The organism is Dyella mobilis (genome assembly GCF_016904945.1).
Taxonomy (GTDB): Bacteria; Pseudomonadota; Gammaproteobacteria; order Xanthomonadales; family Rhodanobacteraceae; genus Dyella_B; species Dyella_B mobilis.
On record NZ_JADIKF010000039.1, the window covers coordinates 696229 to 711380 of the forward strand.

General features: G+C 62.8%; 11 protein-coding genes. 5 read left to right on the forward strand and 6 right to left on the reverse strand.

Going from position 1 to position 15152, the window contains the following annotated elements; genetic code table 11:
• Positions 1 to 113: 113 nt before the first annotated feature.
• Together ISS99_RS14210 and ISS99_RS14215 are read right to left on the reverse strand one after the other, a co-directional pair.
• Complete coding sequence (locus tag ISS99_RS14210) at positions 114 to 1313, reverse strand: DUF1501 domain-containing protein (RefSeq protein ID WP_204632252.1); 1200 nt, start codon at positions 1311 to 1313, stop codon at positions 114 to 116.
• A 13-nt stretch (positions 1314 to 1326) separates the two neighbouring features.
• Positions 1327 to 2895, reverse strand: coding sequence for a DUF1800 domain-containing protein (locus tag ISS99_RS14215; RefSeq protein WP_204632253.1), 1569 nt, complete (start codon positions 2893 to 2895; stop codon positions 1327 to 1329).
• A 167-nt stretch (positions 2896 to 3062) separates the two neighbouring features.
• Between ISS99_RS14215 and ISS99_RS14220 the strand changes: the two genes are divergently transcribed.
• Positions 3063 to 3665: a class I SAM-dependent DNA methyltransferase gene (locus ISS99_RS14220; protein ID WP_204632254.1), complete on the forward strand. Its 603-nt coding sequence runs from the start codon at positions 3063 to 3065 to the stop codon at positions 3663 to 3665.
• A gap of 158 nt (positions 3666 to 3823) precedes the next feature.
• On the opposite strand, the gene ISS99_RS14225 is transcribed toward ISS99_RS14220, so the two are convergent.
• The 4 genes from ISS99_RS14225 to ISS99_RS14240 all read right to left on the reverse strand — a co-directional run bounded on the left by ISS99_RS14225 (position 3824) and on the right by ISS99_RS14240 (position 8635).
• A complete protein-coding gene (locus ISS99_RS14225) occupies positions 3824 to 5134 on the reverse strand; it encodes a sulfotransferase family protein (RefSeq protein WP_204632255.1) in 1311 nt (436 codons plus the stop codon).
• 253 nt (positions 5135 to 5387) lie between these two features.
• Positions 5388 to 6194, reverse strand: coding sequence for a transcriptional repressor AgaR (gene agaR, locus ISS99_RS14230; protein WP_204632256.1), 807 nt, complete (start codon positions 6192 to 6194; stop codon positions 5388 to 5390).
• Entirely contained in the window at positions 6191 to 7444 is a 1254-nt protein-coding gene (locus ISS99_RS14235; RefSeq protein ID WP_204632257.1) for an amidohydrolase family protein, read from the reverse strand. The genes agaR and ISS99_RS14235 overlap by 4 nt, the downstream gene beginning before the upstream one ends.
• A 273-nt stretch (positions 7445 to 7717) precedes the next feature.
• Complete coding sequence (locus ISS99_RS14240) at positions 7718 to 8635, reverse strand: class I fructose-bisphosphate aldolase (protein WP_239537935.1); 918 nt, start codon at positions 8633 to 8635, stop codon at positions 7718 to 7720.
• A 56-nt stretch (positions 8636 to 8691) separates the two neighbouring features.
• Here ISS99_RS14240 and ISS99_RS14245 point away from each other — a divergent pair, with 56 nt between their 5' ends.
• The 4 genes from ISS99_RS14245 to ISS99_RS14260 all read left to right on the forward strand — a co-directional run bounded on the left by ISS99_RS14245 (position 8692) and on the right by ISS99_RS14260 (position 15078).
• The gene (locus ISS99_RS14245) at positions 8692 to 9894 is read left to right on the forward strand and encodes an SIS domain-containing protein (RefSeq protein WP_204632258.1); all 1203 of its coding nucleotides are present in this window, start codon (positions 8692 to 8694) and stop codon (positions 9892 to 9894) included.
• Complete coding sequence (locus ISS99_RS14250; protein WP_284343736.1) at positions 9891 to 10832, forward strand: carbohydrate kinase family protein; 942 nt, start codon at positions 9891 to 9893, stop codon at positions 10830 to 10832. The genes ISS99_RS14245 and ISS99_RS14250 overlap by 4 nt, the downstream gene beginning before the upstream one ends.
• On the forward strand, positions 10829 to 11758 hold the full coding sequence (locus tag ISS99_RS14255) for a 1-phosphofructokinase family hexose kinase (protein ID WP_204632260.1): 930 nt from the start codon (positions 10829 to 10831) through the stop codon (positions 11756 to 11758). Before ISS99_RS14250 ends, ISS99_RS14255 begins: the two co-directional genes overlap by 4 nt.
• Positions 11759 to 11937: 179 nt before the next feature.
• The gene (locus tag ISS99_RS14260) at positions 11938 to 15078 is read left to right on the forward strand and encodes a TonB-dependent receptor domain-containing protein (protein ID WP_204632261.1); all 3141 of its coding nucleotides are present in this window, start codon (positions 11938 to 11940) and stop codon (positions 15076 to 15078) included.
• Positions 15079 to 15152 lie beyond the last annotated feature (74 nt).

Here is a 15152-nt window from a genome sequence, read left to right on the forward strand (position 1 = left end):
GGCCTGGGGATGGTAGCGAAACCCGGTGATGGGTGTTGAGTTTCAGCGTGGAGAAATCTTCGCGCCCTCCCCCACTTGCAGGGGGAGGGCAAAAGCTGGAGACCGGCCGGTGTTCAAACCAGCTGCAAATCGCGTGGCCGGGCCTGCGGGAAAACCGTTTGCAGCTGGTTGTTGTTGAGGCCCCAGATGCGGCCGAGCAGGCTGCTATAGACGTCGCGGTAGTTGTTGAGCACCTTGTAGTCGCGGTTCTGCAGCAGGTTCTGCTGATTCACTGCCACCTGTTCGCCGGCGATGCGCCCGCCGCGGACTTTTCCGCCCAGCACCCAGTGCACGGTGCCGTGGCCGTGGTCGGTGCCGCGATCGCCGTTTTCGCGGAAAGTGCGACCGAATTCGGAAACTACTACCACCGTGGTGTTGTTCCATTCGTTGCCGAGGGCATCGGCATAGGCGGCGAGGCCGGCGCCGAGGTTCTTCAGGTTGTTGGCCAGTCCGCCGGTCACGTTGCCCTGGTTGACGTGGGTATCCCAGCCGCCGACATCGACGAAGCCCAGGCGATATTGATCGCGCATCAGCGTGGCGATGCGCTGGGTTTCCTGTGCAAAGCCGGACGCGTTTGGAGCGCCGCGGCTGGCCGCGACCATTTCTTTTTGCAGATCCATCGACACGGTGCTGCGCAGGCTCAGGCCGTCGGCGGCCGCGGAGGCAAGCGAGGTGTTCTTGTACATGCCGGCCAGGATCGCCGACTGGCGTTCGTCGAAGTTCGCCTTGGTATTGCCGCGCAGCGAGATATTGGGGATGTCTTTGCTGGCGCCCTGGAAGCTCAGCGGCAGGCTGTTGGTAAAGGCGATCGCCGGCACGCCGGTGAGCTGGCTCGACAGCCGGGCCATGAAACCAGAACGATAGTTGTTGCCTTGATCGAGGGGCTCGCCGCGTTCGATGTTGTCCTGGGTTTCGAAATGGCTGCGCGAAAGATCGTCGGTGCCGGCAAAGGGAATGAACGCCACCTGCTTCTTCTGCCACAGCGGATAGATCGAATCGCGCAGCACCGGGTTCAAGCCCCAGTTCGCATCGAGCGGAATGGTGCTGTTGGGATTGCCGTTGTCCGGCTTGGCGATGGCGATGGTGGGGCGCGATTCGTAGTAGAAGTCGCTGCTGTACGGCACCAGGAAGTTGTTGCAGTCGTAGCCGCCGCGCAGAAACACGAACAGAAAGCGCGGCGAGCCGGGCGGGGCGGCGAACAGGCGACCGGAGAACGAAAGGGCGGGCAGCGCGGCAGCGCTGGCGGCGGCGAGCAGGAATTGGCGGCGTTTCATGGCAAGCCTCTCATTACCGGTAATTGAAATCGGGAGACGACAGCAGGAAGGTGTTCCATTCCACCTGCGAATTGGCTTTGGCGAGCGCATCGCGCGTTGCGGCCGACAGTGTGGGTTGCAACGTTTGCTTGAACAGCGGGCCGTTGAGCAACGGCGGGGCGGCGTGCGGTGCATCGCCGTCGTCGCCGGCAAACAGTCGGTTGCGGCCGCTGCCGATGGCGCGGGCCACGTCGAAACGCTTGGCCATCTGGCCTGAACTGGACCAGCTGGCGTCGTCGGTGGCCCAGCCGTCCGGCGTGATGTGGCCGTATACCGGTTCGGTCATCTGGTGCAGCCAGTTCACCAGCGGCGCCGCATTGGCGATCGGCTTGCCGTCGTAGCTCAGGCGCATCGCCGACACCAGGAACTGGGTGGGGTCCTTGAACTTCTTGCCGTAGCTGGCGGTGATGTCTTTGGACAGGAACATGGTGCGCAGCACGGCGGCGATGTCGCCGTCGGTGTTGCGGAAGGTCTGCGCCATCGCGTCGACCAGCTCCGGCGGCGGATTGTCAGCGACGAAATACTGTGCGAGCTGGCGCGAGATGAAGGTGGCGCAGGCCGGCTGCTGCACGATCAGGTCGACGGCCTGCTTGATTTCATCGAAACCGCTGCCCTTGATGGTGTGACCCAGAAATTGCTTGTCGGAGAAATCGTGCTTGTTGGGCGTGAAGACGAACAGGCCGTCGCGCACCACGCCGGGCCGCAGGCGGAAGAAGCCGCCATCCACGCCGTTGATCACGTTGGGGCCGCGCCGCGGCGCAACGCCGGCGCCGGTGAGAATCAAGGCCAGTTGCTGCACGTCCTGCTGGGTGTAGCCGGAGTTGACGCCAAGGGTGTGCAACTCCATCAGCTCGCGCGCGTAGTTTTCGTTGGTCTTGCCGCGCACGTTCTTGGCGTTGTCCAGGTAGATCTGCATGGCCGGGCTTTCCAGCGTGGCCAATACCAGATCCTTGAATTTGCCCAGGGCGTTGGGGCGGATCACGTTTTCCTCGTAGTCGGTGGTGAACAGCCCCACGCCGCCTTTGGGCGCATAGACGCTGAAGTGGTTGAGCCAGAACCACACCATCTGCTCCTTCAACTGGTTGCTGCCGTAGACGGCGCGCAGCAGTTCCACTTCTTCGCTTTGCTTGTAGAGGTCGCGCCGGTACATCTGGAAATCTTTCTTGGCCATGTCCTTGGCGCTGGTGTCGGCGGCGTCGACGTCTTTCACCTTCTTTTGTTCGTCGTGATATTCGGCGACCAGCTTGGCGGGCGTGGTGTTGTAGACCTCATAGCTGTTGATCAGCGGCGCGACGGCAGGGGGCAGGGGATCGTCGCCGCCGGCGAGCTGCTCATCCAGAAAACGCGTGCGGCCCAGTTCGCGGTAGCGCTCGATGGTGGCGCTGTCCAGGCCGAAGGTGTCGCGATGCAGCCAGGCGATGTCGTCGGCGCTCAAGGGGGCGCTGCCCGCGGCCTGGGCCGGAGCCATGAGCGGGGCGGCAAGCAGCAGGCCGCAGAGGGCAAGGCGAAGCCTGGGTGGAGGCGGAGCGGCTTGGGCGGGCATGGCGTGGGTATCCCCTGTGGACGGTCTTGCCTGCCTCAAACGTGCCATCGCCGGAGGCGCTGACGCGACGGTTGCGAAAGGTGAAGCATATTCCGCTGTGATTCACGAATTTTGCGGCCGCCTTGTTAACTCGGAGTTACCATGCGAGGTCCAAGGAAGCCCGAACCATGCACAAAACTTACGACCAGGCGTATTTCGACAAGTGGTATCGCGACCCCAGGCACGCCGTGTCGTCGTCGGCGGCGCTCAAGCGCAAGGTGGCGATGGTGGTGGCGCAGGCCGAGTATTACCTGGGGCGGCCGATCCGCAACGTGCTCGACATCGGTTGTGGCGAAGGCGTGTGGCGCGCGCCGCTACGCGCATTGCGGCCGGACGTGCATTATCGCGGGCTCGACTCCAGCGAGTATGCGGTGCGCCGCTTCGGACGCACGCGCAACATCGGGCTGGCGCGTTTCAGCCAATTGGCGGAGTTGCGCTTCGATACGCGCTTCGACGTGATCGTCTGCACGGACGTCTTGCATTACCTGAAGCCGGCGGAGATCCATGCCGGACTGATCGGCATTGGCGAGATGCTGGAAGGGGTCGCGTTTCTCGAAGTGTTCACCAACCGCGATGATCCCGAAGGCGATCACCACGATTTGTACCTGCGTTCGCCCGCGTGGTACCTGAAGGCGTTCGGTGAAGTGGGCCTGTTGTCCTGCGGGTCGCATTGCTACCTGGGGCCGCGCCTGGAGAGGCAGTTTGCGGCGCTGGAGCGTGCGCAGCTGTAGACCGAGTGTCACTGCTTGATCCGGGGTCTGCTGCACTCCGCGCGACGCCGTTGCGTTACGTCTCGCCGCAGCTGCTTGCAGGAGCGGCGATGCGCGAGGTATCAAGAGGACCCGATGTGAAGTCCAAGGCCGGGATCGGGATTGGGAAGCCCTGTGGATCAGTGCCGTTTCGCGACCGCAGACGTTGTGTGATAACTGCGTTTGGTGTCTGCACGACCGTCACGCTTGCGTAGTAGTCTGCTAGCGTAGTCTCGCAGCCCAGCCTGCCGGATCGTCAAGTAAATGCCGACGCCCATCCCGGATGTGGCAAGCCACAGTACGTGCCTGATCGTTTTGGGTATTTCCTCTTTCAGGTAATGCGATGCGAGCGCCATGGCGAAGCCGGCAACGAGCATTGCGCCGCACCAGTTCAGCCGCTTTGTCAGCGTGGCCACTTTACGCTGCCCTTCCGCATAATCTGCGTCGAGCCCTGCTACGAAGGTAACGCGCTTGTTGAAGTCAGCCTCTATTTGCGCAAGTGCATCCTTGGAGACCGGCTCGGGACGATCCGATTGTTGCAGCTGACGACTTAATTGGGTGGCGATCTCGATCAGGTGCGGATCTGTCCGATGATCTCTTCCTTCGAAGTTCCCGGGAACACGTGAACTGTTGATTTTGCACTCGATCGGTTCGAGGCAAGCTTCCAAATACGGTTCGTTCAAAAACTCCAACACGCTGCGAATAGTGAGCTCTGGCCGTTGCACGAGATCCTCGTAGCGCAATCTGTGAACGATTTGCGGGCCGTATGCCCGCTCCGCCCGCAAACATGCTCGTACAGTGCCAAGCCAGTATTCGTAGGCTTGCTGCTCGTTCTCGATCAGCCTTTTTTCCTGGGCTGCCTTGAAGTTGAGCATGGAATTCACGACGGACTGGACATCGCGCACGATGTGCACAAACCTGGCATGGGGAAAAAGCTTTCTCAGGGCGGCGATCTGGTAGGAGTATTCGGGTGTGCCATCCACCCAGCGCAATTTGGGTTCGTTTTCCGAGCGAGACACGTGCAGCAGAGGACTGGCTTGCGATGGATCCCGTCTGCAGCATTCGCGCGATAGTTGTTCCTGCTGCAGGCGATGATCAAGGACAAGAGTATTGATGCTGTCGCCGAGTAGCTGAAAAAATTCGGCGTCCTGTATCCCGAGTGCGCTAAGTTGCGAGCGTTGCTGGCGAGAACTTCCGACGTGGAATTGAACCGCGGCATTTACCGCAAACTCGCCGAGCCAACAGGATTCTTCCTGGGGCAGGATATTGGCGTGCTGGCCGAGGCACCAGGTCAGTATGCTGGTGCCTGATCTGGGAGATCCCACCACAAAGATCGGGCCACGCCTGCTTTGTGCGTGATTTTCGGGCATGTTTTCGATCCCCAATGAGCCGGTCGAGCACATTGCTGCCTGAAGTGACTTTGCCGGCACTTCTGGTTCCTGCTCACCCACAGGAGCCTCGGCAGCGTGGAAAACGTCAGCCTGGAGACAGGTTATCCGCTTTTTCTTGATTTGGCGAGCCGCCCATCCGCCGGCTTTTGGCTGATGTTTGGTTTCGGCAAGAAATTGGCGTGTCTTTCATGGAGAAATGAAAGGGGCTGGCGAGCTGGGAATTACCGACGCTGATTGCGTCTGGTGTTGATAGCATGCCGCAATGTAAGCGGTTGGTTGGTGCCGCCCAACCAGGCCGAAGAAAATCCGAGGATTAGACCAGCATCACCTTGACGCCGGCATCGCGCAAGGCAGCGATCATCTCCGGCTCTGCGCTGTTGTCGGTGATGACTGTCTGCAGCGTTTGCACCGGCGTGATAACGGAAAGGCTGCGCTGCCCCAGTTTGCTTGCATCGAATACTGCAATGGTTTCGCGCGATACGCGAATCATCAGTGCATTGAGCGAGGCTTCCAGCGGATCGGGTGTGGTAACGCCGACGACCGGGTCGAGACCATCGACGCCCAGGAACAGGCGGTCGGCGGAAATGCGCGAAAGCGCCTGTTCCGCATCCGGGCCCACCAGCGAGTAGGAGGTCTGGCGCAACAGGCCGCCCAGCATCATCACGCGGATGTGCGGCAGGCCGGACAGTTCCAGCGCGATGTTCAGCGCGTTGGTCACCACCGTCAGCGAGTCGAATTTCATCTGGCGGATCTGCCGGGCGATTTCCACCGTGGTGGAGCCGGAGTCGAGGATGATGGTCTCGCCGTCCTTGATCAGCTTGGCCGCGGCCTGGCCGATGCGCAGTTTCTGCGGATGCGAGCGCGTTTCCTTGATGCTCAGCGGAATGTCGTTGGTGCTGGTTTGCGTGACCGGCAGGGCGCCGCCGTGCGAACGCGCGATGGCGGAGCTGCGCGCCAGCATTTCCAGGTCGTTGCGGATGGTGACGGTGGAGGTGCCAAAACGGCCGGCCAGCTCTTCGACCGTGGCGCGGCCGTTGCTCTCCACGTATTCGACGATCAGGCGTCGGCGCTCCTCGACGAGCAAGCGTTGCGAGGGGGCGGAGGCGCGGGCTTCGGTCATGACAAGCTCAAGATTCGGGCGGCATTGTCATGGTATATCTTGCGCAGCACCGTGTCTGTCAGACCCACGCCGTAGATGGACCAGCGGCCCTGAGGCGGGATTTCTGCGGGGGCGTAGTCGAAATATTCGTCCTCGGTCTCCAGGAAGCGGTAGTAGATCTCGTACAGCTCGTCCCCGAACAGTTGCTGCGGCACATCGTCGCCGTAAGGGGAAGGCACCGCATCGGTGCCGAACAGGATGCGGTCCTGATAGCGGTCGAAGAAGCGCTGCGCCGTGCGCGGCTGGCGCCCCAGTTCGCCGATGCGTGCGCTGATGTCCACCAGCGTGTTGGGGAAACGGTCGAGGCATTCCGCCACGGCCTGCAGATTTTCCGCCCAGTTGCCCACGTGCATCAGCACGAACGTGGTCTTGGGATGGCGGGCGATGAGGCGGTCTCGCGCCGCAAGGATTTCTTCGTTGCTGGGGAATTCCGGGCCGTAGAAGGACCAGTCCGGGTGATTGGCCAGTTCTTCGTAGCGTTCGTTGTACTCGTCGGTAGGCAGGAAAAACGCCTCCGGATCGGAGACGTGCATGAACACCGGCATGTTGTGTGCGGCGCAGGCCTCCCACATCGGGTCGAAGCGGCGATCGTCCACGGCCACCAGGGCGCCGCTGTCGACGCCTTCGCGCAGATACAGCCCCAGCGTCTTGAGCAGCTTCAGGCCGCGCGCGCCGACGCGGTGGGCGTGATCGATCGCCTCGCCCTGCAACTGGCCGTAGTTCGCTTCCGGGAAGTGCTCGTAGGAGGGCTCGGTGAGCGTGGCGAAGCGCCCGGGTGCGGCCTTGTCGAATAGCTCGATGCTGCGCTCCAGGCCCTTGCCGACGCCGCCGGTGAGGTTGACCAGGGTGCGCACGCCTTTGCGGTCCATCACCGGTAGCAGATCCTCCGGCTTGGCGAACACGGTGATGTCTTCGCCCACCGATACGCCGCTGCGCACCTTGCTGGACCAGGTGAGGTGCACGTGCGCATCGATCACCGGAAAGCGCGGGCGCTCGATACGGTTCTTGGGCACGCGCAGCATGCTGTGTGGCTTGAAGTCCTTCAGGAGCAATCCGCTTTTGCTGGCGTCGGGCGCGGTCTGCAGCGGGTTCTTGTCGCTGGCCTTGATCGTGCCCATGCCGCGCGGCGGAGCGCAGCAGAAGCAACCGGCGCGGGTTTGCGTGCGGAAGGACCAGCCTGGCGGGGAGGGTTTGCGTTTGATGTGCGGCATCGCCTTTACCTCCTCATCCCTTCAGGGAGAGGATTGAGTTGAGGGGCCGCTCTGGCGGCGGCCTTCATCAGAGCATCTTCATCACTGAAGGGTTGCGCAAGACTAACCCCTCGTCCCAGCCTTCTCCCGGACAGCGAGAAGGAAAAATCGGGGATCGCCTCAAACCCCCTCCCCGGCGGGTGTGAGGGGGATGCACTGGGCATCCCGCCGGGGAGGGAGCGTGGCGCCGCGGTTGACGGGAAGAGGGGTGATTCCCGCACCGCGGATCTCGGCTCAGCGCGGGTACTTGGCCATGATCTGATGCACCTGCTTCACCAGTGCGACGGCCTGGTCCAGCGGACGCAGCCACATGTTGCGGCCGAACATCACGCCGTTGGCGCCGGAGGCCATGTAGAACTCCACTTTGCGCAACACGGCCGCATCGTCGTCGTTCTTCTCGCCGCCGGAGAACAGCACCATGGTGCGGCCGGCCGAGCGCACTACGCGCTCAGTGCGTGCGGAAGCGTCTTCGTTCAGCTGGTTGTACGGGGCCGGCACATTGGCCACCTTGTCGTCCGGCTCGTGCAGCTTGACGATGTCCGCACCCAGTTCCAGCGCCACGCGGGCGGCGTAATCCTGTGCAAACAGGGTGCCCTTGCCGCCCTTGGCCTCGATGGCCGCGCCGCGCGGGTAGGACCACAACACCAGCGGCATGCCGAAGCGCTCGCAATCCTGGCGCACTTTTTCGAACTGGCGGAATTCGTCGTGCTGGCGCGGCGAACCGATATACATGGTGTAGCCCACGGCGTCGGCGCCCAGCCGCACGGCATCTTCCACCGAGGCGAACAGCGGCGAGGTGGCGTCCGCATCGCTGGGAATGTTGGTCTTGCCGTTGAGTTTGAGGATCAGCGGAATCTGCCCGCACCATTCACCCAGGTATTTCTCAGCCAGGCCCACACCGAGCGCGATGGCGGAAAAATTCCCTTCCACCGCGAGCCGGAACTGGTATTCCGGATCGACGGCGGAAGGGTGGGGGAAAAAATCGGTCGGACCGTGCTCCAGGCCCTGGTCCAGCGGCAACACGAGCAGACTGCCGTTACGCGGCCCGTGGCCATACATGAGGCGCCACAGGCGGGTGCGCTTGCCGTGAGAGAGGGAAAGTTTCGAAAACTTTTCGGAAGCTATCGAAAGGTGTTGTAAGTGATCTTTCATTTCGAATACTCTGGGAGCGTCATCGGATGGTTTCACATTCGAACGAATTGAGCAAAATGTCAATACTTCATAAGAAAACGAAAGAAGACGCAACCTTGGCCGCGCTGCTCTCCCAGTCGCCGGAAGCGCAGCAGGCCGCGGGTTATGCCGATACGTTGCGCGAAATCCTGCAACAGCCGGCCACCTGGCAGGATACTTTCGATTTGTTGCGTAGCCCGGTCGCCCAGCAGCGGCTGGCGAAGGCGCTCGATCCGCGGCCTGCCTACATCGTGCTGACCGGCTCGGGCAGTTCCATCTATATAGGCGAGTGCCTGGCGCCCGTGCTGCAGGCCGGCCTGGGCGTGCCGGTGCAGGCCATTGCCGCGGGCACACTGCTGACCCATTGGCGCAGCGTACTGCCGCCGGGGCCGGGCCTGCTGGTTTCGCTGGCGCGCTCGGGCGACAGTCCGGAGAGCGCCGGCGTGGTGAACCTGTTGCTGGAGCATGCGCCGAGCTGGCGCCATCTGGTGATCACCTGCAATGCGAACGGCAAGCTTGCCACGCAGTATCGCGACGAATCTCGCGTGACCGCGCTGGTGCTCGATGAGCGCACCAACGACCGCAGCCTGGTGATGACCAGCAGTTTCACCAACCTGTTGCTGGGTGGCACGGCGTTGCTGCACGACACGTCCGCCGCATTGCCGGCCAGCGCGGTGGCGCGTGCCGCCACCGATACGCAGCACATTTTCGATGCGCACACCGATGCCGTCGCCGCGCTGGCGCAGCGCGGTTTCACCTCGGCGGTGTACCTGGGCAGCGGTGCCGCTTTCGGCGCCGCGCGCGAGGGCGCGCTGAAGATGCTGGAGATGACCGGCGGCAAGGTGGTTACGCTGGCGGAAACGTTCCTCGGCTTGCGTCACGGACCGATGTCTTTCGTGCATCCGCAGACGCTGGTGGTGGCCTTGCTGTCGCCCGATCCGGCGGTGCGCCAATACGAATGCGATCTGCTGCGCGAGCTGTCGCGCAAGCAGCTCGGCATGGCAAAGCTGGTCGTGGGCGACGACATCCCGGCCGACGTGCTGGGCCCGCAGGATGTCGGCATCGCCACGTCCACGCCGACTGGTGGTGCGGAAGTCGCGGCCATGCTCAGCGGTGTGGTGGTGACGCAATGGCTGGCGTTTTTCCGCTGCCTCGACCAGGGCGGCAAGCCCGATACGCCTTCCGAAGGCGTGCTGACGCGCGTGGTGGAAGATTTCGCCATTCACGGAGCGGCGCCGTGACGACGCCCGACCGCCCCGTGCGCATCCTCGTCGTCGGCGAAATCAACGTCGACTTCGTTTTCAAAGGCTGTCACGCCGCACCCACGCTGGGACGCGAAGTGCTGGCCGACGATTTCGTGATGACGCCGGGCAGTTCGTCGATGATCTGCGCGATGGGCCTGGCGCGCTTGGGCAACCGGGTGAATTTCCACGGCAGGCTGGGCGTAGATGCCTCCGGCAAATTCTGTCTGCAGGCCTTGCAGGATGCCGGCATCGACGTGAGCTCGCTGCAGCCCGATGCGGCGTTGCGCACGGGCGTGACGGCATCCCTGTCCACGCCGCAGGATCGCGCATTGGTCACCTTTCCCGGTGCGATGGCGGAATTGCACGCCGCAGAAATCCAGGACAGTTGGCTGGAGCAAGTCGACCATCTGCACGTGTCCTCCTATTTTTTGCAAAAGAGCCTGCGGCCGGGCTGTCGCAAGCTGTTTGCGCGCGCGGCGGAAGCGGGCCTCAGCACGTCGCTCGATCCGGGCTTCGATCCGGAGCAGCGTTGGGATGACGACTTGCTCGACACCTTGAACGAAGTCGACATCTTCCTCCCCAACGAAGAAGAGCTGCTGGCCATCACCGGCCACGCCGATATCGGCGAAGCACTGGGTGCCCTGCAGAACGGTCGCACGCAAACCGTGGTCAAGCGTGGCAGGCAAGGCTGCAGCAGCCTGCGCGAAGGCCAGTGGTTGCACGTACCTGCCTACACGGTGGATGCCATCGACAGCACCGGTGCGGGCGACTCGTTCGATGCAGGCTTCCTGCACGCCTGGCTGCGCGAAATACCCTGGCTGGATTGCATGCGCTGGGGCAGCGCATGCGGCAGCTTGTCCACGCGCGGCATCGGCGGCACCACCCGACAGGCCACGGCAAGCGAAGCGCTGGCCTTGATGGCGGGCACCCCATGATCACCGTCGCCGGCTTCAATACCGCGATCGATCGCTTCATCCAGCTCGGTACGCTGACGCCTGGCGAGGTGCACCGCGTGCGCACGGAGCTGGTGTATCCCGGCGGCAAGGGCGTGCACGTGGCGCAGACCATTGCCGCGTTGGGCGAACGTGTGCACCTCGTCGGCCTGGTCGACGCCGCGCATCGCAATTTGATTTGCCGGCGCATGAGCGAGCGCGGCGTGCTGTTCCACGGCGTGGAGATTGCGGGCGACCTGCGCCATTGCCTGGCGCTGCAAGACGACGAAGGCCGCATCACCGAGATACTTGGGCAAGGGCCGCAACTGAGCCCGGCCGAATGCGACGCACTGGTGCGCGATTTCCGCCGCAGCGTGGATGAAAGCGATCTGGTGATTCTCTCCGGCAGCCTGCCGCGCGGATTCGAGCCGACGGCGTACGCGGAGCTTTCCACCTACGTCAAAGGCCACGGCCAGCGCTGCCTGGTCGATGCCAGCGGCGCGGCGATGCGCCATGCGCTTGAAGCGCAGCCGTTCCTGATCAAGCCCAATCGCGACGAGATCAGCGAACTGTCCGGCCAGCCCGTGACCGATCTCGATGGCGCGCTGCAAGCTGTGCGCGACTTGATGGCGCAGGGTGTGGCGATGCCGGTGGTGACCATGGGCGCGCTCGGCGCGATGGCCGGCAATGCCAGCGGAATCTGGCATGCCGAACTTTCGCTTGAGCGGGTGCGCAACACGGTGGGTTCGGGCGATTGCCTGCTCGGCGGCATCGCCGTGGGCATCGCGCGCGAAATGAGCTTGGAGGACACGTTGCGTCTTGGCGCCGCTTGCGGCGCAGCCAATGCGCAGGGTGAGGAGACCGGCTTCGTCCAACGGCGAGCGGTCGAGGCGTTGTTGCCGCAAGTAAGGGTCCGGCGCCTGTCGTGACAAATGCAGAAGGGTTCAACCGGACGGGAAACCGTCCGGACGGAGTTGTTTGCGCCCAATTTTTGCAGAGGGCGGAAAGAAACGTGGCGCAGGGGAAGTGTCCACGACATCCACAGTGCCTGTCGCAGAGGGGAGATGTACGGATCTGCGCAAGGCCATAAAAACTTGGGAGGGCAGTCATGCGTACTGCGAACGCTGGAAAATTTGTCGTCGATCAAAAAAAAGGGAAGTTGCTGACGGTATCCATCCGCAAATCGCTGCTCGCGATGCAGGCAGTTTGCGTCACCGGCGGCTTGGCACTGGCGGGAGGGGCCTGGGCGCAGACCAACGCTTCGCCGGCCAACAGCCAGACGCAAAGCGCCACGTCAAATACTCAAAGCACCAGCACCACCGCGGCAACACCCGCGCCGGCACCGGCAAAGAAACCGGTGAAGGAGCTTGAAAGCGTAACCGTCACCGGCACCAATATCCGCGGTGTCGACATGGAAACGGCGCTGCCGACCATCACCATCTCCAAAGAGGACATCCAGCGCCAAGGTTTTGCCACCGTCGGCCAGCTGCTGCAGAACCTGCCCGCGGCGGCCACGCCGGACCTTAGCCGCGGCGACGCCGCTTCGCTGGGCCCGAACCAGGGCGGCACCTTTATCGACTTGCGCGGACTGGGTGCACAACGCACCTTGGTGCTGGTGGACGGCCAGCGCATCGGCGCCGTGCATGGCGGCTATACCGACATCAGCGTGATTCCCGCGGCGATCGTCGACCACATCGACATCCTCGGCAGCGGCGCTTCGGCCATCTATGGTTCGGATGCGATTGCCGGCGTGATCAATATCGTCACCATCAAGAATTTCAAGGGCGTGCAGGTCGATACTTATGCGGGCGAATACATGCCGCACGAGGATGGCGCGCAGGCGCAGTACAGCGTCACTGCCGGCTCCACGACCGCGCGCAATTCGCTGATCGGCAGCGTGTCGTATCAATATCAGGGTTCGGTGTGGGGCGGCGCACGGCCGTGGTCGGCGTATCCGCAGACCAATCGCCTGCCGTATTTCGGGCTCAATGAGCTTCCGCCGAACAGCGGCGTGATCACCAATTCACCCAATGCCAATCCGAATTTGCCGGGCAACAACACGCTGATTCTCAATCCGGGCGGCAATTCGATGAATATCGGGGACTATTCGTTCCTGCAGCCGCGCACGTTCAGCGCCAACGGCAACGTCACCAGCCTGGCCAACGCCGGCTCGTATATCTACAACTACAGCAATCTGAGCACCATCCTCAGCCCCAACAAGACCAAGAACCTGTATGTGGCCGATCGCTACAAGATCACCGACCACATCACCGCGCACGTCGATGTCGGCTACAACCAGAGCTGGAACGGTGGCGCTGGCGGCCCGAGCTTCCTGTACAGCGGTCAGTCCAGCAATCCGCCGACCCTGCCGCAGTTCCCGATCGTGCTTTCCGCTCAGAGCTACTACAACCCCTACAACGCGCCGGGCCAGACGCCGCAGGACGTGCAGTTCGTGCGCCTGTTCCCGCAAAGCCTGTTCCTCAACGACAACACGTCGAGGAATTTCCGCTACAGCGCAGGGCTCGATGGCGATTTCAACGTCGGCGACCACGTGTTCAACTGGGATGCCTACTACTACGACAGCCAGATCCGCGACGTCGACATCCGTCCCGGCCAGTACAACCTGATCAATGTGACCCAGGCGCTGGGGCCGTCGTTCATGCAGAACGGCCAGGTGGTCTGCGGCACGCCGGGCAATGTGATCGCCGGTTGCGTACCGCTCAATCCGCTGGGCACCATCACGCAGCAAATGTTCAATTACATCGCGCTCGACAACGTCGAGCATACCGGCTACGACGAAAAAGCTTTCGTGGCCGATATCAGCGGCGACGTCTACGAATTGCCGGGTGGCGACCTGACTGTGGCGGCGGGCGTGCAGCATCGCAACGAATCGGGTTACGACGACACCGACCCCTTCGCTACGGCCGGCTATTCCAGCGATTACTCCGTCGAGCCCAACCACGGCAGCTTCAGTCTCAACGAAGGCTACGTGGAAGTTTATGCGCCGCTGCTGAAGGACCTGCCAGGCGTGCAAAGCCTGTCGTTCGACGTCGCGCGCCGCTGGTCGTACTACAGCAACTTCGGCGGTACGCGTAACTACTCGTTCAAGATGGCGTGGAAGCCGATCGACGACGTGCTGGTGCGCGCCAGCTACAGCACCGACTTCCGTGCGCCGACCATCAATGATCTGTACCAGGGCCTGTACCTGGCGGGCGGCTTCACCGATCCCTGCGATGCGGTGTACGGTCCGGGGCAATATGGATACAGCTCGACGGTGGCGCAGCGCTGCGTGACGGGCTTCGGCGGTTTGCCGGGCGTGCCGGCCAATTTCCGGCAGACGGACAATACCGGCACGCCGGTGACGGGGCCGGGCGCTGGAGGTATCACCAACAGCTATAACGGCGGCAACCCCAACCTGCGGCCGGAAACGGCGTACAACGCCGACATCGGCATGGTGTACAGCCCCTCGTGGCTGCCGGGCTTCAATGCCACCCTCGACTGGTGGAACTACAACATCCGCAACCTGATCACCGGCATCAGCAACGACCAGGTGCTGGCCGATTGCTATCAGTTCGGCCTCACCTCGGCCTGTTCGCAGTTCCAGCGCGAAGGCGGCACGGGTCCGTTGGCCGGCCAGATCATCAACCTGATGAATCTGGAGACCAACGCGGGCTGGCTGAAGGAGCGCGGTTGGGATTTCGGCGTGAACTACACCTTGCCGGAATACAGCTTCGGCAAGTTCAAAGTGGCGCTGCAGAGCACCTATATCGCCACCAACAACGTGCAGCCGACGGTGGGCGCAGCGGTGCAGTACACGGCCGGCACCTCGCTGGGCAACCTCGATGGCGCAGTGTGGCGCGTGCGCGGCACCTTTACCGTGGGCTGGGACTGGCACAACTTCGGCGCGGATTGGACCGTGCGTTACTTCTCGCCGCTCAAGGGCTCCTGCGCCTATCCGCCGCCGACCACCACCACGGTATTCCCGTGCAGCCTGCCGAGCTACTACGCGCCCGGCGTGGGCATCTCGCCGATGAACCAGCAGGCTTCGGTCACCTTCAACGACTTGCAGGTGCACTGGAAAGCACCCTGGAACGCCACCTTCTCGCTGGGTGTGAACAACATCTTCAATCGCGTGGGCCCGTACATCTACGGTGGCGGCTTCAACTCGGGCACGGACAGCTACAACGACTACAACGCTTCGTATGACATCGGACGGTTTGTCTACATGCGCTATCAGCAAAAGTTCTAAGGTAGAACTGTCGCGGTTCGCGCGGAGTCTTTCCGCGCGAACCGCGCCGGATCGTTCGTTTCAGTCGGCGCGTT